Here is a 22,814-nt window from a genome sequence, read left to right on the forward strand (position 1 = left end):
TTGCATTATCTAATGATTTTAACACATAAAAGAGCATCAGATTAAATTTTCAGCTATATTTAAGGTCTGAAAACACCCAAATAGCTTAAATATGATAGACGGATACTATTTCAAGAAAATGCACATCAACGAAAAGGGGGCATTCGCCTCCGAAGTCGCTGAGGCAACCACCCCCTTCAAGGTGAGCTCGCCCAACCTGGCCGCCCACCTTCAGGAAGTAGAGGCAAGGCTGGCCACCTACCGCAAAACCCTCGAAAAGCTGAGCACGGTAGACATGAGCAGCCTGATAGAGACCGATGACGACCAGCGCGACAACGGTCTGACAAACCTCCGCGACTACGCGCAGGTATGCGCATCGCGCAAGAACGCTGAGTGGGCGCACGCCGGCCAGCTTATCGTGAACACCTACCGAAAGGTGGGCTGGGATATGGACCGAATGCCCTACGCCGACGAAACCATCCGCGTAGACACCCTCCTGAGCATGCTCAAGACCGAGCCCGAGCTGAAGCAGGCCATCGAAACCATGAAGGCCCAGGAGTGGGTTGCCGAAATCGAGGAGGGCCAAGCCAACATCAAGGCGCACTCGGCTGCCCGGGTGACCAAGGAGGCCGAGCAGGAGGCCAAGAGCAACACCGCCCAGGCGGCCGACCTGCTGGGCGAGGCCGTTGCCAAGCTCTTCCGCTTCGTGGAGAGCGAAATCGAATTCTACAACAAGCCCGAGCTAAAGGATTTGGTGCTAAAGATAAACACCATCATTGGCCGCTACGTGACCCTGCAAAAGCAGCGCGCCACCCGCGCCAAGAATAGCAAGGACCCGAAGAAAGATAAGTGAGATTAGTGTTAGAGTTTTGAACATTTTGCAAAGATGAAAACAGGGCCCCAACTCGAGCGAATCGACTTGGGGCCTACCTTTTTTGGGGGCACCAGCGCCCCCATCCGCCGCTTAAGGCAGGGTAGCCGAGCCTAAAACGCTTCGATGCCATCGAGCATCGGCCGCTAACGCGCACCTCCCCTTCGCCGCCACCACCCCATAAACGCCGAAGAGGCCGCCCCAACTAGGGCAGCCTCTTCGTTTATCATAGGTTATCCGCTTACTCCTGCTCCTGCACCACCGAATCGGTAGGCTGGGCAGCCTGCTGCTGGAAGTAGGGCGCAACGTAGGGGTAGAAGGATTGCAACGCCGCTTCGTACTTCTTGTACAGCGCGGGCTGGTTGTACTTCTTCACCACCTCCGACACGAACAGCATACCCTGGAAGCCCGTCACCTTCTCCATGTTCAGATTGTTGCTAAACTTCGGATCGAGCTTCAGGAAGAAGCTCAAGGTTTTCACGTTTCGGACAAGCATCTCCTCGGCAATCCTATTGGCCTTATCAGCCCTGCCCAGCTTGTAGTAATTCTCGACGATAGGAGCAATACTGTAGGGCATAAACTCGGGCGCGTACATGCTGAATGGCACCAGCGCCATACCCCTATCCTGTACCTCGAGCGCCTTAGCCATCTTGCCCTCCTTGATGAGCTCGGCGGCCAGCTTGCTAAACATGTCGCGAATGCGCAGCACCTGAACCACCGTGCGGGTCATGTTCTGATCGATGTAGATGTTGGGGTTGTTAATGGTGCCCCAGCGGTACTTCTTCATCAGGTTGTTGTAGAGCACGTCGGTGTCCACGCGTCCGGCATCGAGCGAGCTTTTATTGTAAGGCGTTTTGATCGGAACCAGGCGGTAGGCGAACCCATCAAACTGCAGGTAATCCGAGAAGCCCAGATCGCCTTCGCCACCAGGCGATACAACATAAATGGGCCTATCCCACTGGTAGTGGGCAAGAATATCGAGCACCACAAAATCGCTCTTGCTCAAATATCTTTTTTCGATATTGATGTAGAGCGTATCCACCATCTTACTGGCATCCTTAGCCGCTACAATACCGCTGGCAATAGCGTTCTTCTTGTTAACGGGGATCTTGATGTAGCTCGTTGGCGAGTAGCTCAGCAGCTCGTTATCGTAAGGAATCTTGGTGCTAGGGTCGCTATCGAGGATGAAATCCATCACCTCCTTGGCATCGTGGTAGCCCTTCACCCTGTTATCCACAATTATCTGGTCGTTGACACCCTGAACATACTTGTCGTGGGGGATGGTAATGGGGAGCGGCATCGACTTGTACGCCTTCTTCTTCATCTGGTCGATGTACCAGTCGGTTCCCAAAAGGCTCGTGTTCATGATGCGAACATCGGTTCTAACATCCTTCACCTCCTGCTGGAACCACAGCGGGAAGGTATCGTTATCGCCGTTGGTGATAATAATGCTGTTGGGCAGCGTCGACTGCAGGTAGTTGTAGGCGAAATCTTCGGCCATATAGCGGTTCGATCTGTCGTGGTCGTCCCAGGTTTGAGAGCCCATAAGCATTGGCGCAGCAAACAGGCAAAGGCCTGTAGCCAAAGCAGGCGCAGCCAGCCCCTTCACCCTTTTATCCAAGAACTCCTGGATAGACAGCACAGCCAAGCCAATCCAAATGGTAAAGGCGTAGAACGATCCAGCGTAGGCGTAGTCACGCTCGCGAGGCTGTAGCGGCGTTTGGTTTAGGTAGAGTACAATGGCCAAGCCCGTCAAGAAGAAGAGCAGACCAACCACAAAGGCATTCTTCGGATCGCGCTTAACCTGGTAGAAAATGCCAATCAGCCCAAGGATGAGCGGCAAGAAGTAGTACTTGTTGGTACCCTTATTGCCCTTCATGTAATCGACAGTCTGATCGCTGCCGGTAATTGCCTTGTCGATAAAAGGAATGCCCGAAATCCAGTTGCCGTAAACCCCGCCACCACCTTGGCCCTGTATGTCGTTTTGGCGACCCACAAAGTTCCACATAAAGTAGCGCATGTACATGTAGCCCACCTGATAGGTGAAGAAGAAGTTCAAGTTCTCGCCAAAGGTTGGTACAATGGCAGCCTCCTCTTCTCCTTTCTCGTTGGTAATCATCACCTGCTTACCCTTAATATTACCCCAACTCATGTACTGATCGACATGATCCTTCTGCGCGCTATACATACGGGGGAATATGGTTTCAAATTGAGGGTTGAACGTATAGTCTAGCGAAATGACAAACTTATCGTACTTCCCGGTCTTCGCGTTTTTGGTGTACGAGTAGCGAGGAGTTTGACTGGTAACAGGCGCCGAGAAGTATTGCCCCTTTACAAGAGGGCGATCGCCGTACTGCTCGCGGTTAAGGTAGTTGATAAGGGCGAATACATTCTCAGGGTCATTCTCGTTGATAGGCGTATCGGCAAAAGCACGAACAACAATCATAGAGTAGCTCGAGTACCCAATCATAATAACCGAAACGCAAAGAATTATTGTATTACCGATAACCTTACCGTGCTTGTAGGTATAGTAAACGCCCCAGATAAGGCCACCAACGAGCAAAAATAGGTAGGAGAAAAAGCCCGAGTTGAATGGTAGCCCCATGCTGTTAACAAATAGCAACTCGAACCACGAACCTACCTTGACAAAGCCTGGAATAATACCGTAAAGAATACCACCAAGAATTAGCGCCGAAATACCAAATGATTTAAGGACTCCAATTTTAGTAACCTTATAGGTTTTGAAGTAGTACACAAATACGATGGCAGGAATTGCAAGAAGGTTCAAAAGGTGAACCCCAATAGACAATCCCATTAGGTAGGCAATGAGTACAAGCCAGCGGTTGGCAAAAGGCTTTCCAAAATCATTTTCCCACTTTAGGATAGCCCAGAATACCACTGCCGTAAACAGCGACGACATGGCATAAACTTCACCTTCAACTGCCGAAAACCAAAATGTATCCGAAAATGTATAGGCTAAAGCACCTACAACTCCAGCACCAATAATTCCAAAAATTTGGCTAGGATTAAGCTCCTCAGTGCGGGCATAAATACGACGAGCGAGGTGGGTAATGGTCCAGAATAGGAACAGAATGGTAAACGCACTTGCCAAAGCCGACATCACGTTAACCGTTACCGCAACATGCTCCAAGTTACCTCCTGCAAATAGCGTAAAGAACCTAGCAATAATCATAAAAAGAGGTGCTCCCGGTGGATGCCCCACTTGAATCTTAAAGGCTGTTGCGATAAACTCGCTGCAATCCCAGTAGCTACCCGATGGCTCAATAGAGAGCAGATATACAACTGCCGCAATGGCAAAAGTAATCCAACCAACGAGCAAGTTGTAGAATTTGAAACTCTTCATTTTCGTATAATATCTGATTTACATTTATATTCTAAAAACAAGCGAAAATAATCTTTTTATCAATAGGGCCGAAAGTTAAACATAGTCTTTTAACAAGCTATTAGCTATATTAGCCCGCAAAAATCGACCATAAATGGCCAAGAAAGAAAATAGCAGCTGGAAGGATAGACTAAACGTCGTATACTCAACAAATCCCGACTTTCAGTACGAGCAAACAGAAGACGGCAGCAACCAGCAAACATTAGAGCCAAAGCATCAAAACCTGCGCGTAATGCTCGACAAAAAGCAGCGCGGAGGTAAAGTCGTTACATTGGTTACAGGCTTTATTGGTTCCGAAGAGGATATTAAGGAACTCGGCAAGATGCTCAAATCGAAGTGCGGAGTTGGCGGTTCTGTAAAGGATGGCGAGATTCTTATCCAAGGCGATTTTAGAGAAAAGATCCTAGACCTACTTCTAAAAGCAGGATACAAGGCAAAAAAAGCAGGAGGTTAAAACCAAATGAAAAAAGTTCTCCTTTTTTGTCTATCACTGCTGTTTTCACAGTACTGCTTTAGCCAATACTATGCTGTTGGCGAAGACCCTAGCAGCGTTAAGTTCAACTATGTTGAAACACCACATTTTAAAGTTGTCTTTCCCCAGCCACTACACGATTACGCCCTCCGAATAGCAGCAATGCTGGAGCAATCGTATAATTATACACAATTCGATAAAAAAATATTTACTAAAAAGATACAAGTACTTATACATAGTAAAAATTCAATTTCAAACGGATTTGTTTCTTGGGCACCTAAACGCATGGAGTTGCTGGCAATTCCACCTCACAACTTCGAGGCTATGTCGTGGTCACGCGAGCTTGCAATTCACGAATTTCGTCACGTATCACAAATATCTACGCTTTACAAGGGACTTACAGGCTTATCGTACTACGCATTAGGAGAACAAGGCATCGGATTAATGACCTCGCTAGTGCCCTTATGGTTCTACGAAGGCGATGCTGTAGCTTCAGAAACCGCCTACACCCAATCAGGACGCGGACGCAACGCCGATTTCAACCTTGAATATCGAACAAGAACAGCGGAAGGACTAAGCCTTAAGTTTGATCAGTATCTGAACGGATCGTACAAAATTCCAATTCCTGATCATTACCACCTTGGTTACCATATGGTGTCATATGCTAGAGCAGCTTATGGCAACGACATCTGGAATAAAGTTGTCCGATATACCACCAATTATTCATTCCTTCTTGCACCTTTCTCATTTGGAATAAAAAAGTACACCAACAATACACGAGAGCAGCTATTCAAAAAGAGTTTTTCATTCTACGATTCATCTTGGAGTAAACTATCAAATAATCGTAGTAAAAACACTATTAATAAAAATATTAGAAATTACATCGATTACCTTCACCCCTTAAAAATTGGAAGTGACATTTATGCATTCAAGAATACCCTCTCAAAGAACCCACAACTGGTACGCATCAGCTCATCAGGGAAGGAAGAGGCGCTAAAAACAATAGGCTCCATAGACTCAAGCCCTTTTTCTGACGGAGAGAACATATACTGGACCGAATACATGTATGCAGGACGTTGGGCACAGGTAAGGTATTCGGTAATACGAAAATACTCCATCATCAACAATTCGTATTCTACATTGTCCGACTGGAAGTACTACTCCTACCCAACCATAAAAGGTGATTCGCTTGCAACCTTACAGAATTTGCCATCCAACAAACTATCGATCGGACTATATTCCAAAAATTTTAAGCGCATAAACGAATATCCCATACCTTACGGGCAAGCAAAAGATCTTCAGTGGATATCTTCTAGTAATCTTGCCTACGTAACGCTCGACAGCCATGACAATATGATGGTCGTACAACAAGACCTTTCATCCAATAAAATTGACACGCTGCTAAACTTTGGTCGAAAGAATATGAGCTGCGTAAAGGTTTCTCGCGATTCAATTACATTCATCGCCGATTACTCTGGCAAATCGTGCCTATACTCATTTAATATCTCAACAAAAGCATTTAGTAAACTATACGAACCAACTTATGGAATAAGTAGTTATTCCATTTTAAGTCCATCAAAAATTATAGCCTCGGAATACAACCTTAATGGTTATGGGCTAACCGAACGCACTATAGACCCAACTCCATTACAAATAGACGAAATCAGTAGAACGAACTATCCTGTTGCCGATTTGCTCTCGAAAAATGTTGGTGTCAATCTTCAAGATAGTGTTCTTTCTGTTCCAGATTTTAAAGTGCACAAGTATAACAAGTTTACCCATCTATTCAATTTCCATAGCTGGGCTCCATTTTACTTCGATCCCTCCGAGGTTCAAGAACTAAACTTAAATATTCATCCAGGTCTTACGCTTGTTTCCCAGAATCTACTAAGTACCTCGTTTACGACATTAGGATATGGGTATACTCCAGAGGGGCATATTATTAACGTAAGCCAAACATTTAGAGGATGGGTTCCTGTACTCAACCTCCAATTCGATCGTTATAACACAAGCCCCATATCCTACAAGGTAAACAATCATCCTTACACCCCAGACAGCTCCCTTCATCGCTATAAGCTGGCATTATCATCGTATTTACCCTTACAATTCTCGTATGGAGCATGGAGTGCATTAATTCAACCATTTATTGAGTACAGTCACTATAACGATGTACTATTCAATAGTTCGACGGCTAAGTATGAAGAAGGACTAGATGAAGTCACTACATCGTTTTATGGTGCACTGCAGATGAAACTGGCACATCAAAATATTTTTCCCAGATGGGGTGTAAATTTTTACTTTAAGACTACAGCGGCACCTTTTGAGGACGGAAATCTTGGTCGTTTATACGCCTACAGGCTAGGAATTATTACTCCTGGACTCTTCAAAAACCATGGTTTTATGACACGCCTTTGCTACCAGAATCAGGAAGTTGATCGCTACTACTACTCTAACGCATTTATTCTGCCTCGCGGCTACAACTACTCATACCGTTCCAACTATTACAAGGCTGCTTTCAACGACTACAGCCTTCCAATAGCCTATCCTGACTTTAACCTATCCTGGCTGGTTTACCTAAAAAGGATTAGGCTCAACCTTTTTGCCGATTTTGCTGAAAATACCTCGATGTACTACGTAAAGGACAAAAGCAACAAAATCATTGGGAAAATCTACCCAGAAACATACTACTCCTCAACTGGAATGGATATACTTTTCGACCTAAACCTACTTAGAAGTACATTCCCCATTACAGCAGGGGCGCGTGTTTCCTACAATAATGACGGCACTACCACATGGAATTCAGTATTCTCCATAAACTTCAACTAGCAATTATGACCACCAAGAAAGAATTGAGGAATCGTATCAAGGTGCTGAAAAACGAACAGAATAAGAAAGACTGGGAGAGAACCTCGGATGCCATATTTGCACAAATAGAAGAGACTGAATCATTCAAGAAAGCATCGTCCATTTTGGCTTACTGGTCGATGAGCGATGAGGTTATGACGCACAAGACAGTTGAACACTGGTCGAAATGTAAGAAAGTATACCTACCCTTAATCAATGGCGATGATCTAGAACTCGTGAGATTTGAAGGGACAGAGAAAATGAAGCCAGAGCCCGTATTCGGGATTCTAGAGCCAACATCAGACGATAAGGTTGATATCTGCAATATTGATTTGGTAATAGTGCCAGGAGTAGCCTTTGATAACTGCTGCAACCGAATGGGACGAGGCAAAGGCTACTACGACCGACTCCTTTCGGAATCGGTCGCAGTGAAAATTGGCGTAGCCTTCAGCTTCCAAATTGTAGATAATGTTCCTGTCGATCCTCACGACGTACCACTGGATATGGTAGTAACAGAAGCAGGCATTATTAACCGTTAGAAGCCAACAACCTTCGCAACTCTAGCATTATACTTTTCCAATTCGGATTTACATCCCTTGGTAATTGGCTTTTCCCAATCGCCGTAGGTCGGGTTTGGTAGAACAATATAGCGATAGCCAAACTGGTTCTTCAGCTCGTTTAGGCGGGCATACTCGGTAGAGCCATCACGCGTATCGAACACCGTATTGAAATCGGAGAGATTGTCGCCAATAAGCATTACGATATCATACTTTTCGGAAACTTGCTTACGACGAGCATCCTTAGATGACTCGTTTGTTTTAAAGAACATGTTCTCCTTCGATGCAAATTCGAATCCCGCATCATTAAGATTTTTGAGCGTATTTGACATCTCGGAAGTGTCTCGATTGCTGATAAAGATTACCGTTACTCCAAGTGATTTGGCAAACTTGGTAAAATCAACAGCACCTGGTACCGCTTTTGCCTTAGCCAGATCTGACCACTCCTTCCAGATCTCAGGCTTAAAGGATTTTCCTGTATGAATCAAACGCCCCTGTAATGGACTGTTATCGAGCATTGTTTCATCGATGTCGACAACAACAGCCTGTGGCTTATCTTTTCGATCCTTGACAAAAGAGGCAAGATTCATCTTTGCCATATTGAACCCCTGCAGGTAAAGCGCCTGCATCTCGGGAGACGACTGATACCACAAAACAGCCTGGATAAGGTAATCCGATGCAACAGCACCTTGACTCTTCTCTGCTGGCTTGCCGCTTACAAGCAACAATACTCCAGCAATTGCTACTACTCCAAAAATTCGTTTCATTTAGTGACCTGATATTTACTTTATATGATGAATATCCACGATAGCAACGTTTAACCGTTTTGCCCCAACATGAACATTGCATTGTTTTCAAGCTATCCCTAAGAAAAATTACCCTTAGGGTGAGGGGCAAAAATATTCATTTTACCTTTAGTCTCCTGTAACTTTAGGGGGAATAAATCGTCATAGCAAAAACCTAAGAAAACAGATGACTCCACACGAGTATAATAAATGCGTTGACCTTTATGCTGATAGCATTTACAGATTTGCTGTAAAAATGCTAAAGGATGGCGATTTATGCCACGATATTGTACAAGATACCTTTGAGAAACTTTGGATAAGAGTCGGAGAAATAGCATTTGAGAAAGCAAAATCCTACTTGTTTACCACGGTGTATCATGCTACCATCGACCATATCCGTAAAAGGCAGCGTATTGGTGAAGATATGGGACTTGAGCGCGTCACCGATTCGGTTTCGACCGTAAGCCCCGATTTAAAGGAAATTTTGCAAAAAGGGCTTTCGCTGCTTCCCGAAGATCAGAAATCGGTAATACTTTTGCGCGATTATGAGGGATACAGCTACGATGAAATAGGGAACATCACTGGTCTAAGCGAGTCGCAGGTTAAGGTGTACATCTACCGCGCTCGCCTTTTCTTAAAGAACTACATTGGTAAAATTGAGAACGTAATATAGCCATGATTACTAGAAAGAACTACGAGGAATATTTCCTCGACTACTTTGACGGAAACCTCTCCGACGAGTTGGTTGAAGGGCTTTTACGCTTTCTTGCAGCCAATCCCGATTTAGAGGAGGAGTTTTACCTGCTTATGGAGCAAACCGCCGATTGCAATATTACCAGCGAGGATTTTTCGAGCATTCTGGTGAAGCGCGATCCTAAGATCGGATACGAACTTTCCTCGTTCGACTACCTCTGCGTTGCCGAGCTGGAGCATGACATTACCCCTCCCGAAAAGGTCATCTTAGATGAGTCAATTGCCGCTAATGCGAAGCTTAAGGTTGACTTTGACCTATTTCAGCAGACGAAGCTAGAGGAGGAAAAGGTAATATGCCCATTCAAAGACGAGCTCAAGAAGAATGTCTTCAAATCGGGGCTTAAGCGAAACCTTGTGGCATACTCGGGCATTGCCGCTGCTGTGCTTCTTGTTTTCTACTTTACGATACACGAAGAGCAGGTAAAAGAGCTCAGCAACAATGCTGCGCCTAAAATGGTGGTTGCTCCGCAGAACACGAACGATGCCATTAGACAAGCAACATCCACATCCAAACCCATAAACGGTGAGCAGCTAGCGCAACAATCCAACGACCGAAGGAGCACAACGAGCTCCATCCAAAAGATTAATGGTGGCACCAATTCGAGTAGCGCCAATCAGGACTCGGCTGTTGTTGTGCGAGAGCATTCCGAAATTGCCTACATCGCCTCTGTAGGCGAAGCAAGGGTTGTACAGGAGCATGGCGACCACCTTGCAAGTCTCAGCATTAAGCCAGATCAAGCGGCATCAGCAAAAACAGCAGACGGCAGCTCTTCGAATAAAGAGATTGCGACGAATTTGGCTGCTTTTCTGGAAAAGGCCAAAACGGAATCCGAAACGATTTCTCAGAAAATAAGCGATGCAAAGGGAAGGCGTAAGGGCGTCTTTATTGCACGTGCCATCAGCAGCCTTAACTCCATTTTTGGAACCAATATCGAGTACTCGAGCAAGTATGATGCAGACGGAAATCTTGTAGCAATGAACATTGAGGCGGGTTACCTAAAATACTCGAAAAAAAATGATGGGCTCAAGTAACTTTCCCAGATAGCTCATCGTCATACTGCAAAACAAAACCCAAAAAACGTAAAACCATGAATAAGCAATTATTAGCACTACTATCCGCCTCTCTACTTCTTGCGGGAGTATCGAATGCACAGGAAAAGAAGGATACCGTTAAGGTTGACCAGAAGATATCGGTAGATACCGTTATCGTAAAGAATTCGGGAGATGGCAGCTCACGAGATAACATTAAAGAGGGTATCGACACCGTAGTGGTTAAGCTCGGAAAGAAAGGAATCTACGTATTCGAGGACAAATCGGGAGATATCTCGGTTTGGACTGGCCGCCACAATAAGGATAAGAAGTTTCACTCGCACCTCGACGGCTTTGGGCTGGGTATCAACACCTACTTCAACAGCAACGGGGGCACCAGCGTACCAGTTGGCGCTAATGGCGAAAGGTACGACTTGATGGACCTTAACCACTCCAAGTCCATCAACGTGGTGCTGAACCTGACCAGCGTAAGCCAGCCCATCTGCAAGTATGTGGGTCTAACGGCAGGTGTTGGTACCGAGTGGCACAACTACCGCTTCGAAAACGACATTACGCTTGTAAAAGATAACGGAAAGATGAACGTTATGGAGCTAAAAAACATGCAGGAGTATAGCGGAAAGAATATCAGAAAAACCAAGCTAACCGATTGGTGGCTGAACGTTCCGGTAGCCATCGAGGTTAACGGAGGTGGCGATAGATCGATGTACGCCTCGTTCGGCATTGTTGGATCGCTGCTACTGAACTCGCACACCAAGATTGTTGTGGACGACCACGGCAAGAAAAAGGACAAGGTTTGGAATTCGTTTTACCTAAACCCCTTCCGCGCTAGCTTAATGGCCAAGCTGGGCTACCACGACTGGGGCGTTTACGCGACCTACTCGCTAACCAAGATGTTCCAAGACGGCAAGGGCCCCGAGCTCTACCCCTTTGCGGCAGGCGTTACGCTAAACTTCTAGAACCACCCCCAACATAAACAAATCCGAAGGAGCCTCCCATGCTGGAGGCTTTTTTCTTTTATCGCAGGCGCGCTTTACCTATCTTTGGGAACCCAAAATTAAGCCGTAAATTTCGACCGCATTTGCAGACACACCATGGATAAACTTGTTGACTGGGAGAAGCGGCGTTTTGCCCGTATAATGGAGCTCGAAGGGCTGGGCCCCGACGAGATAACCAAGCTGAAAAGCTCTAGGATAGCCGTCGTTGGGCTAACCGGCGTTGGGGTAAGCACGCTCCTGGCGCTGATCACCACCGGCGTGAGCAGCATCAAGGTGGTAGATTACCGCACCATCGATGAGTTCACCCTTCCGCAGGGAAGCCTGTTTGCCAAGGGCGATATCGGCAAGCTGAAGACCATCGCCATCAAGGAAAAGCTCATCAACATGCGGCTGGTGGAGCGCGTCAACATCAAGAATGTGGAGATTCGCGCCTCCAACATCGACGATATCCTCGACGATATCGAGATCGTGATCTACGCCAGCTACAGCAAGGAAATCCTGCAGCTGGTTGGGGACTACTGCCAACGGAAAGACAAGATTCTGGTTTGGACTACCGGCTGCAACTTCCACTCGTACCTGCTCTGCGCTACCGGCAAGGATGTGCTGCCGCTGATTGGCAAGGCTATTGCCGACATCGATGCAATCTACAAGTCGGACTACTACTACCCCAGCTACGTAAGCTCCATATCGGGAGGCGCAGCGGCAGCGGTAGCCATAAACGCGCTTCTTGGGAAAGCATGCTCCTTCCTCCGAAAGTGCGACGTAAATACCTTTGAAACGGAACAACTTTAATCTAAATAAAAGCCGACCATGAGATTACTCCTAATAAGCAACTCCACCAACGCTGGAGAACAGTATCTCGAATACCCCAAAAACGAAATCCGCAGCTTCTTGGGCGATGTTAAAAGCGTGCTCTTCATCCCCTACGCGGCGGTAACCTTCTCGTACGACGAGTACGAGGCCAAGGTGGCCAACCGCCTGGCCGAAGTTGGCGTAGCGGTTAAGTCGATTCACCATTTCGACAACGCTGTTGAAGCCGTAGAAAAGGCTGAGGCTATCGTTGTAGGTGGGGGCAACACCTTCCGCCTGCTGCAGTGCGTACAGAATAACGGACTAGTTGATGCCATCCGCAGCAAGGTGCAATGCGGAACGCCTTACATCGGGTGGAGCGCCGGATCGAACATGGCCTGCCCCACCATTCGCACCACCAACGACATGCCCGTTGTGGAGCCAGAGTCGTTCAACGCGCTCAACCTAATCCCCTTCCAGATTAACCCCCACTACCTCGACGCCCATCCCGACGGCCACGCCGGCGAAACCCGCGAGCAGCGTATTGAGGAGTTCATCGCGCTGAACCAGGATATGACCGTGCTTGGCCTCCGCGAGGGCTGCATGATCCGCCTAGAGGGCAGCGAATACCAGCTCATAGGCCCCAAGCCCATCCGGGTGTTCAAGTACGGCCAGGCGCCAATCGAGATTACCGACATCAACGCGCTAAAGCTTTAGGTAAAACCTTAGCCGATAGCCATAGAAAAGCACCGTAGCAGCAAAAGCTACGGTGCTTTTTCTATTCGGATGATCCCAACCCCTCCAGCTTATCGGAGAAAGCGCCGTTTGGTCGGGCAAATGCGCTTCCGCTGGCTGCGGAAAGCCGTTTCACCCTTGAAATGCTCTTCCGCAAACTGCGGAAAGCCGTTTCACGCTTGAAATACACTTCCGCAAACCGCGGAAAGCCATTTCATCCTTGAAATGCACTTCCGCAAAGCGCGGAAAGCCATTTCACCCTTGAAATGCACTTCCGCAAAGCGCGGAAAGCCATTTCACTCTTGAAATGCACTTCCGCAAAGCGCAGAAAGCCGTTTCACGCTTGAAATAGGCTTTTGAAGGAAGCGCAAAAAAAATCAGCGCGCATGTCCGCCTGCACGGCCTGCCTACCAGCCAAGCTCCACCTCGTAGCCGCTAAACGTTCGCAGGTTGAGTACCCTTCCCCCGTCAAAGATCAGGTACTGCCCCCTGATGCCCTTCAGGACACCCTCAACCTCCGATGTTTTATCGAAGTTCAATGAGGTAACCTTTGCGGGGTACGCCTCAACGGGGTAGCAGAGATCCAGCATCACCCCATCCGTAACGGCATACTGCGCCAGCTCGCCGCTTAGCGCACCGATAGCCCTCTCGCGCTCGTCGAGCAGGTTAACATCGGGTTCGCTGTTGGTGAGCATGGCCCGCCAGTTGGTTTTATCGCTGAAGTGCTTCATGAGCTCCACCTCGATTACCCCCGCCAGGTAGCGGTTGGGCGTTTGGGCAATAACGAGGCCCTGGCAAGCTCCCTGGTCGATCCACCGCGTGGGGATTTGCGTGTGGCGGGTAACGCCCACCTTAAGGCCACCCGAACGGGCCAGGTACACGTAGTGGTTGATAAGGCAGTGCTCCTGGGCGTAGGCCATGTCGCGGGCAACCCCCAGATGCGCCTGGCACAGGTGCGGCTTCAGCAGGCAGGGCTCGGTTTCGGGCAACGAAATGAAGCAGCGGTAGCAGTACCCCTGCCCAAACGTCTTCTTGGTGATGCTCCCGCAGCCGATGCACCGAATGGTGCCGGTAAATCTTAGGCTGATGGGGGTTCCTATAAGCTCATTCATGCACACCTCACCATCGAGGGTTGATAGGCGGTAGCTCACCATCCCATCGGAGGTGGCAGAGGCCGCCATTTTTCGGAGTTCGGCTATTGGCATTGCGTTTTGTTTTGGGTAAAGCTACAAAAAAGGAGGTCAAATTGGCGATTCGCACAGGTTACATCAACTTTTTTTGAAGATATAAGAGCCAATACATCAGCAATTTTGGCCAACGTCTTCAAAAAAATTGGAAAAAGTTATACTACTATGTGTAACCAAGTACAGGGCTTAAGCGTTATACTTGCAAAACAGAATAAAGTGCATTAAACAGTATTTGGTATGAAGACAACACTATCAGTTAATATCGGAGGAATGAGCTTTGTGGTAGACGACGACGCCTACGCCCGCCTGAACACCTACCTCGAAGCCATCAAGCGCAAGTACGCCTCGCAGGCCGGTGGCGAGGAGATCATCTCCGATATCGAGGCCCGGATAGCCGAGCTATTCGCCCAAGAGATTAAGTCGGCACAGCAGGTAGTTAACCTCCGAATGGTAAAGCAGGCCATTGCCACCCTCGGCGACGAGGAGGATCTGGATGCAGGCACCACTTTCCAATCGGCTTACACAAACGATCAAAAACGAAACCCTATGGCCTACAAGAAATTTTACCGCGACCCCAACGGCATGGTTATCGGCGGGGTTTGCACCGGGTTGAGCCACTACTTCAACCTCGATCCCGTGCTGTTCCGCATCATCTTTATCGCGCTGCTGCTTGGCGGCGTAACCGTGATCCTCTACCCCTTGATCTGGATCATCACCCCGATGGCCGTTACGCCATCCCAGCGCTTGGAGATGAAGGGCGAGCCCATCACCCCCGAAAACTTGGAACGCGAGTATCAACAAATGAATAACAGGAGATAGCCATGAATATCGACAACAACAAAGCGCAAATGCGTAAGGGCATCCTCGAGTACTGCATCCTGATGATTCTCGAAAAAGGAGACGCCTACGCATCGACCATCATCAGCGACTTGAAGAACGCCGAGATGATTGTAGTAGAGGGAACGCTATACCCACTGCTTACCCGACAGAAGAACCAGGGGCTGCTCACCTATCGCTGGGAGGAGTCGCCCCAAGGGCCACCCCGCAAATACTACTCGCTAACCGAGCAGGGACGCGACTACCTGAAAGAGCTGCACCAGTCGTGGGACGAGCTCGTTGAGCAGATCAAAGCTATCCGAAATAAGTAAAACCTAATACCATGAATACAACACATAAAGTTAGCATTGGCGGTATGGCTTTCGTAGTAGACGAGAGCGCCTTCAACGAGCTAAAAACCTACACCGATAAGCTTCACGCCCAGTTTAGCCACCGCGCCGACGGGCAGGAGATTGTTGCCGACATCGAGTCGCGCATTGCCGAGCTGCTCAACGGAAAGATCCTAACCCCCGATCAGGTGGTTACCCTTGCCGATGTAAAAGATGTGCTCCTGCGCATGGGCGACCCTTCGGAGCTGGATGAAGGTGCCGAAAAAACAGGGAGCGAACAGCGCAGCTACGGGGCAAGCACCACCACAACGCACAGGCTTTACCGCTCGGCCGACAGTAAGGTTATCGGCGGCGTTTGCGGTGGGCTGGGAGCCTACTTCAACCTCGACCCCGTGCTGTTTAGGATCGCCTTCGTTGGGTTAACCCTTCTGGGCTCGCCCATAGCCATTGGCGGGTTCTTCCCGTTGGCCTACATCGTTCTCTGGATTGCCACTCCCCTAGCCGTAACCGTTGGCCAAAAGCTCGAAATGGAGGGCAAGAAGGTTAACGTTTCCGACATGGAGCAGCGCATCCGCGAGGAGGCCCGCAACATGGCGCCCCACGTACGAACAGCCGGCGAATCGTTTCTGAGCGTGGTAGGCGTACTCGTAAAGGTGTTTGCCATCTTCTTTGTATCGATATTTGTGATTGCCGGATTGGCGGTGAGCACCGCGCTGCTGGTAGCGCTGTTTGGGGTAGACCCATCGATGATGGGCAGCTTCTTCTCGTTCGACAACGATGCCGATTTCGCCCTGTTCAACGTAATGTACAGCTTCTTCCCCCACCTATTCTGGTTTAAGGTATCGCTCTTTGCGCTGGCCATCATCCCCACCATCCTGATGATTGTCCTGGTGATTAAGCTGCTGTTTAAGTCGCGCTTCCGCACCCGCTTTGTGGTGATTCCGCTCACCGTGCTCTGGGTAGTCGCCCTTTTTGCCGCCATGCTTACGGGCATATCGTCGCTGAAGGGATCGTTTGGCGGCAACAGCTCGGTTAACGAAACCGTGTACGCCCCAGCCCCCATCGACACGCTGACCATTGCCTACAGCGATGCCGTTAAGCTGAGCTCGAACGATGCGCTGATCACCCTAAGGAACCACAACGACGACGACTTCGACAACGTGAACATCAACATCGACGGCGACGACATCGTGAAGATTGGCAAGCACCACCACGGCTGGAAGCACCACGATGGCTTCTCCATCGTTTCGGCCGACAACACCAGCAACGCCAAGATCGGTAGGAACAGCACCATATACGTCCGCCCTGCGGTAAACGTGGAGTTTAGCGAGAACATCGACAAGCCCCAGGTGGTGGTAAAGAAGTGGGCAACCGGCCGCAACTACAACCTGGCCACCCAAACCGCCGAGGAGATCAAGTTTAGCGCGGCATTCAAGGGCGATTCGCTGATCATCGCGCCAGCCATTCCGCTGAAGCTGAGTGAACGAATCCTGAAGGGAATCGAGCTAACCGTTCTTGTCCCCAAGGGCAAGGCCTACAAGGTGAGCAAGGAGATGCTCCCCTCCGTAAAGAAGTACGACGCGAAAAAGGTGAATGGCGCCTACGTTTACGACGCATCGGGCAGCAGCTCGTTCGACGAAAATGAGGTGGAAGATGTAGATACCGTAGAGGTAAAGGCCACCGACAAGTTTTAGGCGGCGGCCAAAAATCTGGCTGAGCACTATTGCAGGTTTGGAAAATGTGCTTATCTTTGCACCGCAATTGCGACGGAAACAGCAGATACGCAAGTCGAATTGAAGAATTGACCTATGGTGTAATGGCAGCACTACTGATTTTGGTTCAGTCAGTCCAGGTTCGAATCCTAGTAGGTCAACAAAAGGCTCAAGTTTACGCTTGGGCCTTTTTTGTTTTCCGATCTTCCCCCTATTTGCTACTTTTGCTCATCAACCCCAAACCGCTGGATATGGTTTACAACTTTATTACCTCCGACTCCGAGATCCGCGAGCAGATAACCATCAACTACCGCTTCTACGCCATCAGGGCGTTTACCTTTGCGCTGCTTACCGAGCGGGGCGACGTGATTGAGCACGAGGTGAAGAACACCTTCGTCAGCAACCCGCTGTTCAAGAAGGGGAACTTCCCGCTGAAGTCGGCCCTTACGGAGATGGTGGATGCCTGCATCAGCCAGGCCGAGCGGAGGCTGGCCGCCGGGCTGGGCGTAAAGATCGTAAAGCTGGTGGTGGAGCCCTACGGGCGCCGCCCCATCTCGGACGACGACCGGCTGTACAGCTTCGACCCGCTGGACTAGCGCCCAAGACATAAAAACAAAAAAACCCGGAGGGTAGCCTCCGGGGTTTTAATTTATATGTTCGATGCAATGCTAATCCTCGCCAACGTAGAAGAGGAAGAATGGAACACGGAACTGGCTTGCAACATTACCAAACTGGTAAAAGGCCAAATCACCGGAGCTAAAGGCAAAGAGCTTATCGTTGCTTCCACGCTCTTCGTACTCAATGGTTGCATTAAGAAGCCTCTCGCAGGTATTGTCGGTTACATGCACTACACGTCCCTGGAAGTCGCGAGTAACCACGATTTCCTCTTTTTCCTTAGAGCTATTGTATGCGTCGCGAACTAACGCGTCGGTCTTCTTGCCTTTCGAGACAATCCTATAGCTGCCGCAGTCGGGCTTAAGCGTATCGGCCTTTGTACGTGCCTGAAGGTTCTTGCAGGTTAGCAGCAACGGGTTGTTATCGTCGTAGGTGTAGGCTGAAACGGCATACTTTCCGTTAAAGTCGCAGGTTTGCTCGACGAGCTGCCCTTTGCTGTTGTAGCTGAAGGTCTCGTACCGATGAGCGGCCAGCTTGCGAGCATCGTTGTAGTAGTAGAACTCGGTAAAGTTGACAGGCGTAGCCAATTGCTCGGATGACGAAGCGCTGGCCACTATGAGCCCTTTACGCATCTTATACGCTTGGTAGGCGTACTCCAGCTTACCGCCCCGCTCTCCGGTGCAGGACTGAACCATTACGATGGAATCTTTCGTGTTGTACGTTAGCGTCTTTAGGTTTCGGAAGAACTTCTCCCTACCGGATTTAGGGCTTATGGTGTAGAGGTCGATAGACGATAGCAGGTCGTTATCGTTGTACTTATAAACCATCTTGTAGATATCGGTCGTGCCGTATGCGCACGTAATGGACTTAATGTGGTAGGCCTCGTCGGGAAAAGGAAGCCACGTTTCCCGCCAGCCGTTGTCTAGGCTGTTCATCTTGTCCTTCATCTTTTGCATCTTGCTAAGAAAACCCTGTCCTGAAGCGTTAAATCCCAGTACCAGCCCTAGTAGAACCAGGGAAGCCATCAATATCTTTCTCATAATTAAAAAAAGTTTATTTGCCGGGCAAGATACATAAAAAAGGCTCTCGTCAGCCGTGGGAGGACGTGCGCACAGGGATTTGCTTTTAGGATATTCTAAGCGCTGCATTCACCCCTAAATCCCCTAAAGGGGACTTCGCGGCAACTCAACACAATTGGAGTACCCCACATTCGGCATATTGTCAAGCTACGGGCTGAGCCGTAGCTCCCTTCAGGGGGGTGGGATAAATACGGCTTAGCGTTCCAGCAGCACCGAAGAATAATTATAGAGCGAAGCGAGCATGAATGCAGGAATTCACCAAAGTTGATGAAAAACTGCGATGCGAGCTGCACGTGACCGTTAAAAAGGCGATGTCCATAAAAAAGTTAAGCCCCAGGTCGAATCGCTCGAGCTGGGGCTTTGTAGATTAACATTAAAACCACTCTATTAACAATAAACATTAGCTAATCAAACGCCGTTACGCCTTTTTATCGCCCGGCTTATCGGTTGGCTTATCGTCCTTCTTCTTCTCGTTTTCGGCGAGGGTGGCGCGCAGCTTGAGGGCGGCCCGATACTCGGCAATAATCTTGTTGATATCGTCGGCAAGGGTGGCGTAGGTGGCGCTCGCCTTGAACTCGATCTGGAAGTTAACGTAGCGGAAGAGCTTGTCGATGGCAGCGCCCTGCTCGCGGGCGGCATCCTTGGAGGTGATGCTGCTGCCGGGCTTTTCGGCATCCTTGCGCTGGGCATCGTGCTGCACGTAGCGGGCATGCCCCTGGCGGATCTCGTCGATCCACTCCTGGGCGTTAATGGTGGTCAGGGCCTTCTTTAGGTTTTCCTGCGAGTCGACCATCAACAGGAAGGTATCGATAAGGTTTGTCTCCTCCTTATTGCTGCGGTAGTTCATATCCCAACCTACGGTTTTAAGGGCATTTACAATAACCTGCCCGGCGTTGGCCCAAACAGGATCTTTCCGCTTGGAGCAGCTCAGCGCGTAGGTCTCCAGGTTGGCGATGCCGCTATCGCGCTGGTCGTCGTCCTCGTTCATCAGCTTGGTGATATCGGCCACGCTTAGCCTATCCAGCGCTTTACTGAGGATTTGGCTTTTAGTGGATACATCGTCGACGAGGGGTTTTAGCTCTGGATCCTTTTCGCCGTATGGTTTAGCTGCAGCTAACACATCCTTGCCAAACACGCCTTTCTCGTTAATGCGCATGTCCTGATAGAAATAGGGTTTAATCATAAGATTATTTGTTTTAGTTAGATGCCATAAAGCTAAAACTATTTTTAAATAATAGTACCATCAAGTGTGAATTTATTTAACTTTTCTGGTGAAATTTTTATGGGGATGCCCCCCATACCATCCTACCGCTAGGTCGTAGAGGCATGCATCTGCAGATGCATGGGCCGAAAACGTTTTTTTTGTCCTTGCATCTGCCCCTGCAAGGGCAAAAAACATCTTTTTCATGCTTGCATCTGCAGATGTATGGGGGAAAAATCGATTTTTGGTGCTTGCATCTGCAGATGCAAGCACCAAAAATCGGTTGGGAGGGGTTGCATCTGCAGATGCAAGGTTTTTTGGATGGGGAGTGGGGGATTTTTAGTAGCTTGCACGAAAGTATTACCTAAACCTTATGGATATGAGTTTGGATGAGGAGTTCGAGACAATCTTTGCAAAGCATAAAGAAGAAAAAGACATAACAAGTTTTTATAAAGAAACGAGAATAATTGAAGAGCAGTTAAAGAAAGATCCCAATTTACTCAGTCTTGAAAATCAGTTAGACTTATATCTTAATAATGGACATTACTTCTATGGCATTGATGATCCTAAGACTGCAATAGAATATTATCAAAGGGCTTGGAAGTATGCAGAAGCTTTGACTGATGGCAGTCGATACTTTACGTGTTCTAATGAAATCAAAGCACAAATAAAGCTAGGATTAGGTCATGCTTATCTTGCCCTTGAAGATAAGAACCAAGCATCAGAAAACTATAAAGAAAACGTATTCTGGTCTACAAAAAGGATTGTAACAGGACATACATCAGTATATAGCTATAGAGAGGTTAACCTATTTATGTTACAGGACATCATAAATAAAGAGATTACGGTTGTAAGCCCAAAACTTGTTAATGACCCCTTTGATTGTCCTATATATTCTAACTTAAAAAGCTTTGAAACCAACGATACAATACGAGATATCGCAAATGAAATGAGGAAAGTATACAGATATATTAAAATAAGGAGTTTTGTTAGCAATAAGAAGATTAATAAAACAAACATGCCTAACTCCAATAAATCTGACACCACTGCTCCCGAAAAAGAAAACCGTATATTCTTAATGTGGTCGCACTATGCGAAAGATCATACAGGAATTTGTATTAAGTATAAGATTGACGCCCAGTTTCTGGAGAAAGATGAAAAGCAGAAAATCGCATCAATAATGTATGATGTAGAATATAATAAGCCGAGCCTAAATCCTTCTGATGTAATCAGTACTTTCGAACAAGCTTTCGCAACTAAGAATCAATGCTGGGAATATGAAAATGAGGTTCGTCTTATTCATTATGACCCTAACTGTAATGCTGATTTCAAGAGTTTGCCTCTTGGAGAACATGCCTCAATAGAAGCCGTTTATTTTGGACTTAGGTGCTCCCCAAGAGACATCAAAACGATCAGAGAAATACTTAAAGAGGAAGTCGCCTACTACCAAATGAAGGAGGACGACGAGGATATCTTTAAGCTGGTGGAGGTGCCGCTAAACGATAGGGCAAAGGCAATGCTGAAGGCTACTGAAGCCTAGCCCTACCGAGGGTTACTCGCCTCGAACGGGCGCTGCCACATGATTTGGTACGCCCCCCAAAAAGCCCCCTCTCCCCTCCATCCCCAAAAACTTTTTACTCGCCCTTGCAGCGTTTCGGCTGATCCCTCCGTATGGTGGGGCAGCGGAGGGTAACAGCTCCGCCCCAAACCAAACGATACGCAAGCGGACTATGCAAGAGAGATACGTAAACAGAACGGCCTACTTCAACGAGCAGTGTGAGGTTACGGAGAAGTTCATCCTGCCCTACATCGAGCGCGTAATGCCCGTCGGTCAGGGGATGGCGGTGGCCGAGGTGGGCTGCGGCGAGGGCGGCAACCTGAAGCCCTTCCTGGACCGGGGCTGCCAAACGGTGGGCATCGACCTAGCCCCCAACAAAATCGACAACGCCTGGCAGCTCTTTGCCGATCACCCGCTAAAGGGAAACCTGACGCTGCTCACCCGGAACATCTACCACGTGCGGCCCGAGCAGCTGGGGCAGTTCGACCTCATCATCCTGCGCGATACGCTGGAGCACATCCCCAACCAGGGCGAGCTGCTGCGGCACCTGCGCCGCTTCCTGAAGCCCGGCGGCATGATCTTCGTGAGCTTCCCCTCGTGGCTGTCGCCCTTTGCCGGGCACCAGCAGATTTGCAGCAGCCCCGTCCTGCGGCGGCTGCCCTACTTCCACCTGCTGCCCGCCAAGCTGTACGCCGGGGTGCTGCGCCTCTTCGGCGAGGGCACGCCCAAGGTTCGGGGGCTGCTGGAGATCCGCGACACGCGCATGTACTACCAGCGCTTCCTGCGGTTTGCCCAGCGGCACGAGTACCGGATTGCCCAAATCGACTTCTTCCTGCTGAACCCCAGCTACGAGGTGAAGTTCAACCTCAAGGCCTGCCGGCTGTGCAAGCTGCTCAGCATCCCCTACCTGCGCGACTGCATCTCCACCACCAGCTACTGCCTGCTCAGCGCCAGCTAGCCCACCAAAAGCATACATTCATAATAACCCAGATAATTAGAAATCCTCGACGGCGCGATGCCATCGAGGATTTCACTTTTAGGATTTCTCGTGAGTTGATTGTTG

General features: G+C 48.7%; 21 protein-coding genes and 1 tRNA gene. 16 read left to right on the forward strand and 6 right to left on the reverse strand.

All coding sequences use genetic code 11. From position 1 onward, the window contains the following. Positions 1-91 precede the first annotated feature (91 nt). Positions 92-832: a DUF6261 family protein gene (locus ACHZA1_RS08175; protein ID WP_320054748.1), complete on the forward strand. Its 741-nt coding sequence runs from the start codon at positions 92-94 to the stop codon at positions 830-832. Positions 833-1,091: 259 nt separating this feature from the next. Here the strand turns inward: ACHZA1_RS08175 and ACHZA1_RS08180 are convergent, their stop codons facing one another. Continuing rightward, on the reverse strand, positions 1,092-4,214 hold the full coding sequence (locus ACHZA1_RS08180; RefSeq protein WP_320054749.1) for a DUF2723 domain-containing protein: 3,123 nt from the start codon (positions 4,212-4,214) through the stop codon (positions 1,092-1,094). Positions 4,215-4,347: 133 nt separating this feature from the next. On the opposite strand from ACHZA1_RS08180, the gene ACHZA1_RS08185 reads away from it, so the two are divergent. The 3 genes from ACHZA1_RS08185 (at position 4,348) to ACHZA1_RS08195 (ending at position 8,108) form a co-directional block, all read left to right on the forward strand. Next, positions 4,348-4,707, forward strand: a complete 360-nt coding sequence (locus ACHZA1_RS08185) for a translation initiation factor (RefSeq protein ID WP_320054750.1) — start codon at positions 4,348-4,350, stop codon at positions 4,705-4,707. 303 nt (positions 4,708-5,010) lie between these two features. Continuing rightward, complete coding sequence (locus ACHZA1_RS08190; protein ID WP_320054751.1) at positions 5,011-7,551, forward strand: hypothetical protein; 2,541 nt, start codon at positions 5,011-5,013, stop codon at positions 7,549-7,551. 5 nt (positions 7,552-7,556) lie between these two features. Further along, positions 7,557-8,108, forward strand: a complete 552-nt coding sequence (locus ACHZA1_RS08195; RefSeq protein ID WP_320054752.1) for a 5-formyltetrahydrofolate cyclo-ligase — start codon at positions 7,557-7,559, stop codon at positions 8,106-8,108. Here the strand turns inward: ACHZA1_RS08195 and ACHZA1_RS08200 are convergent. Further along, on the reverse strand, positions 8,105-8,893 hold the full coding sequence (locus ACHZA1_RS08200; protein WP_320054753.1) for a 5'-nucleotidase, lipoprotein e(P4) family: 789 nt from the start codon (positions 8,891-8,893) through the stop codon (positions 8,105-8,107). The genes ACHZA1_RS08195 and ACHZA1_RS08200 overlap by 4 nt on opposite strands. Before the next feature lie 205 nt (positions 8,894-9,098). Here ACHZA1_RS08200 and ACHZA1_RS08205 point away from each other — a divergent pair, with 205 nt between their 5' ends. From ACHZA1_RS08205 to pepE, 5 genes are all read left to right on the forward strand, one after another. Continuing rightward, positions 9,099-9,584, forward strand: a complete 486-nt coding sequence (locus ACHZA1_RS08205) for an RNA polymerase sigma factor (RefSeq protein WP_320054754.1) — start codon at positions 9,099-9,101, stop codon at positions 9,582-9,584. Positions 9,585-9,586: 2 nt separating this feature from the next. Continuing rightward, the gene (locus tag ACHZA1_RS08210; RefSeq protein ID WP_320054755.1) at positions 9,587-10,696 is read left to right on the forward strand and encodes a hypothetical protein; all 1,110 of its coding nucleotides are present in this window, start codon (positions 9,587-9,589) and stop codon (positions 10,694-10,696) included. Between the two features lie 56 nt (positions 10,697-10,752). Beyond that, positions 10,753-11,670 carry a hypothetical protein gene (locus tag ACHZA1_RS08215; RefSeq protein WP_320054756.1) on the forward strand — a complete coding sequence of 306 codons (918 nt, stop codon included), beginning with the start codon at positions 10,753-10,755 and terminating at the stop codon, positions 11,668-11,670. A gap of 135 nt (positions 11,671-11,805) precedes the next feature. Beyond that, complete coding sequence (locus tag ACHZA1_RS08220; RefSeq protein WP_320054757.1) at positions 11,806-12,501, forward strand: ThiF family adenylyltransferase; 696 nt, start codon at positions 11,806-11,808, stop codon at positions 12,499-12,501. Positions 12,502-12,519: 18 nt separating this feature from the next. Continuing rightward, entirely contained in the window at positions 12,520-13,215 is a 696-nt protein-coding gene (gene pepE, locus ACHZA1_RS08225; RefSeq protein ID WP_320054758.1) for a dipeptidase PepE, read from the forward strand. A gap of 425 nt (positions 13,216-13,640) precedes the next feature. Here the strand turns inward: pepE and ACHZA1_RS08230 are convergent, their stop codons facing one another. Continuing rightward, positions 13,641-14,438, reverse strand: coding sequence for a DUF2797 domain-containing protein (locus tag ACHZA1_RS08230; RefSeq protein ID WP_320054759.1), 798 nt, complete (start codon positions 14,436-14,438; stop codon positions 13,641-13,643). 219 nt (positions 14,439-14,657) lie between these two features. Here ACHZA1_RS08230 and ACHZA1_RS08235 point away from each other — a divergent pair, with 219 nt between their 5' ends. From ACHZA1_RS08235 to ACHZA1_RS08255, 5 genes are all read left to right on the forward strand, one after another. Further along, complete coding sequence (locus ACHZA1_RS08235; protein ID WP_320054760.1) at positions 14,658-15,239, forward strand: PspC domain-containing protein; 582 nt, start codon at positions 14,658-14,660, stop codon at positions 15,237-15,239. A gap of 2 nt (positions 15,240-15,241) precedes the next feature. Next, the gene (locus ACHZA1_RS08240; RefSeq protein ID WP_320054761.1) at positions 15,242-15,568 is read left to right on the forward strand and encodes a PadR family transcriptional regulator; all 327 of its coding nucleotides are present in this window, start codon (positions 15,242-15,244) and stop codon (positions 15,566-15,568) included. 11 nt (positions 15,569-15,579) lie between these two features. Continuing rightward, positions 15,580-17,280 carry a PspC domain-containing protein gene (locus ACHZA1_RS08245; protein ID WP_320054762.1) on the forward strand — a complete coding sequence of 567 codons (1,701 nt, stop codon included), beginning with the start codon at positions 15,580-15,582 and terminating at the stop codon, positions 17,278-17,280. Positions 17,281-17,388: 108 nt separating this feature from the next. Further along, positions 17,389-17,459, forward strand: a tRNA-Gln gene (locus ACHZA1_RS08250). 90 nt (positions 17,460-17,549) lie between these two features. Next, on the forward strand, positions 17,550-17,894 hold the full coding sequence (locus tag ACHZA1_RS08255; RefSeq protein WP_320054763.1) for a hypothetical protein: 345 nt from the start codon (positions 17,550-17,552) through the stop codon (positions 17,892-17,894). Between the two features lie 72 nt (positions 17,895-17,966). Here ACHZA1_RS08255 and ACHZA1_RS08260 read toward each other — a convergent pair whose 3' ends face one another. The 3 genes from ACHZA1_RS08260 to ACHZA1_RS08270 form a co-directional block, all read right to left on the reverse strand. Continuing rightward, positions 17,967-18,953: a hypothetical protein gene (locus ACHZA1_RS08260; protein WP_320054764.1), complete on the reverse strand. Its 987-nt coding sequence runs from the start codon at positions 18,951-18,953 to the stop codon at positions 17,967-17,969. 457 nt (positions 18,954-19,410) lie between these two features. Beyond that, positions 19,411-20,175 carry a DUF6261 family protein gene (locus ACHZA1_RS08265; protein WP_320054765.1) on the reverse strand — a complete coding sequence of 255 codons (765 nt, stop codon included), beginning with the start codon at positions 20,173-20,175 and terminating at the stop codon, positions 19,411-19,413. 72 nt (positions 20,176-20,247) lie between these two features. Next, on the reverse strand, positions 20,248-20,466 hold the full coding sequence (locus tag ACHZA1_RS08270; protein ID WP_394701071.1) for a hypothetical protein: 219 nt from the start codon (positions 20,464-20,466) through the stop codon (positions 20,248-20,250). A 106-nt stretch (positions 20,467-20,572) separates the two neighbouring features. On the opposite strand from ACHZA1_RS08270, the gene ACHZA1_RS08275 reads away from it, so the two are divergent. Continuing rightward, positions 20,573-21,733, forward strand: coding sequence for a DUF2971 domain-containing protein (locus tag ACHZA1_RS08275; protein WP_320054768.1), 1,161 nt, complete (start codon positions 20,573-20,575; stop codon positions 21,731-21,733). A 190-nt stretch (positions 21,734-21,923) separates the two neighbouring features. After that, positions 21,924-22,709, forward strand: a complete 786-nt coding sequence (locus tag ACHZA1_RS08280; RefSeq protein WP_320054769.1) for a class I SAM-dependent methyltransferase — start codon at positions 21,924-21,926, stop codon at positions 22,707-22,709. The last annotated feature ends 105 nt before the right edge of the window (positions 22,710-22,814 follow it).

The organism is uncultured Acetobacteroides sp. (genome assembly GCF_963667355.2).
GTDB lineage: Bacteria > Bacteroidota > Bacteroidia > Bacteroidales > ZOR0009 > Acetobacteroides.

Bases quoted from the DNA above. Each gene is read 5' to 3' on its own strand.
- ACHZA1_RS08185 (WP_320054750.1), top strand. From the start codon at position 4,348: ATGGCCAAGAAAGAAAATAGCAGCTGGAAGGATAGACTAAACGTCGTA.
- ACHZA1_RS08210 (WP_320054755.1), top strand. From the start codon at position 9,587: ATGATTACTAGAAAGAACTACGAGGAATATTTCCTCGACTACTTTGAC.
- ACHZA1_RS08200 (WP_320054753.1), bottom strand. From the start codon at position 8,893: ATGAAACGAATTTTTGGAGTAGTAGCAATTGCTGGAGTATTGTTGCTT.
- ACHZA1_RS08280 (WP_320054769.1), top strand. From the start codon at position 21,924: ATGCAAGAGAGATACGTAAACAGAACGGCCTACTTCAACGAGCAGTGT.
- ACHZA1_RS08190 (WP_320054751.1), top strand. From the start codon at position 5,011: ATGGAGTTGCTGGCAATTCCACCTCACAACTTCGAGGCTATGTCGTGG.
- ACHZA1_RS08220 (WP_320054757.1), top strand. From the start codon at position 11,806: ATGGATAAACTTGTTGACTGGGAGAAGCGGCGTTTTGCCCGTATAATG.
- ACHZA1_RS08260 (WP_320054764.1), bottom strand. From the start codon at position 18,953: ATGAGAAAGATATTGATGGCTTCCCTGGTTCTACTAGGGCTGGTACTG.
- ACHZA1_RS08180 (WP_320054749.1), bottom strand. From the start codon at position 4,214: ATGAAGAGTTTCAAATTCTACAACTTGCTCGTTGGTTGGATTACTTTT.
- ACHZA1_RS08230 (WP_320054759.1), bottom strand. From the start codon at position 14,438: ATGCCAATAGCCGAACTCCGAAAAATGGCGGCCTCTGCCACCTCCGAT.
- ACHZA1_RS08195 (WP_320054752.1), top strand. From the start codon at position 7,557: ATGACCACCAAGAAAGAATTGAGGAATCGTATCAAGGTGCTGAAAAAC.
- ACHZA1_RS08215 (WP_320054756.1), top strand. From the start codon at position 10,753: ATGAATAAGCAATTATTAGCACTACTATCCGCCTCTCTACTTCTTGCG.
- ACHZA1_RS08275 (WP_320054768.1), top strand. From the start codon at position 20,573: ATGAGTTTGGATGAGGAGTTCGAGACAATCTTTGCAAAGCATAAAGAA.
- ACHZA1_RS08205 (WP_320054754.1), top strand. From the start codon at position 9,099: ATGACTCCACACGAGTATAATAAATGCGTTGACCTTTATGCTGATAGC.
- ACHZA1_RS08265 (WP_320054765.1), bottom strand. From the start codon at position 20,175: ATGATTAAACCCTATTTCTATCAGGACATGCGCATTAACGAGAAAGGC.
- ACHZA1_RS08245 (WP_320054762.1), top strand. From the start codon at position 15,580: ATGAATACAACACATAAAGTTAGCATTGGCGGTATGGCTTTCGTAGTA.
- ACHZA1_RS08240 (WP_320054761.1), top strand. From the start codon at position 15,242: ATGAATATCGACAACAACAAAGCGCAAATGCGTAAGGGCATCCTCGAG.
- ACHZA1_RS08175 (WP_320054748.1), top strand. From the start codon at position 92: ATGATAGACGGATACTATTTCAAGAAAATGCACATCAACGAAAAGGGG.
- ACHZA1_RS08235 (WP_320054760.1), top strand. From the start codon at position 14,658: ATGAAGACAACACTATCAGTTAATATCGGAGGAATGAGCTTTGTGGTA.
- ACHZA1_RS08255 (WP_320054763.1), top strand. From the start codon at position 17,550: ATGGTTTACAACTTTATTACCTCCGACTCCGAGATCCGCGAGCAGATA.
- pepE (WP_320054758.1), top strand. From the start codon at position 12,520: ATGAGATTACTCCTAATAAGCAACTCCACCAACGCTGGAGAACAGTAT.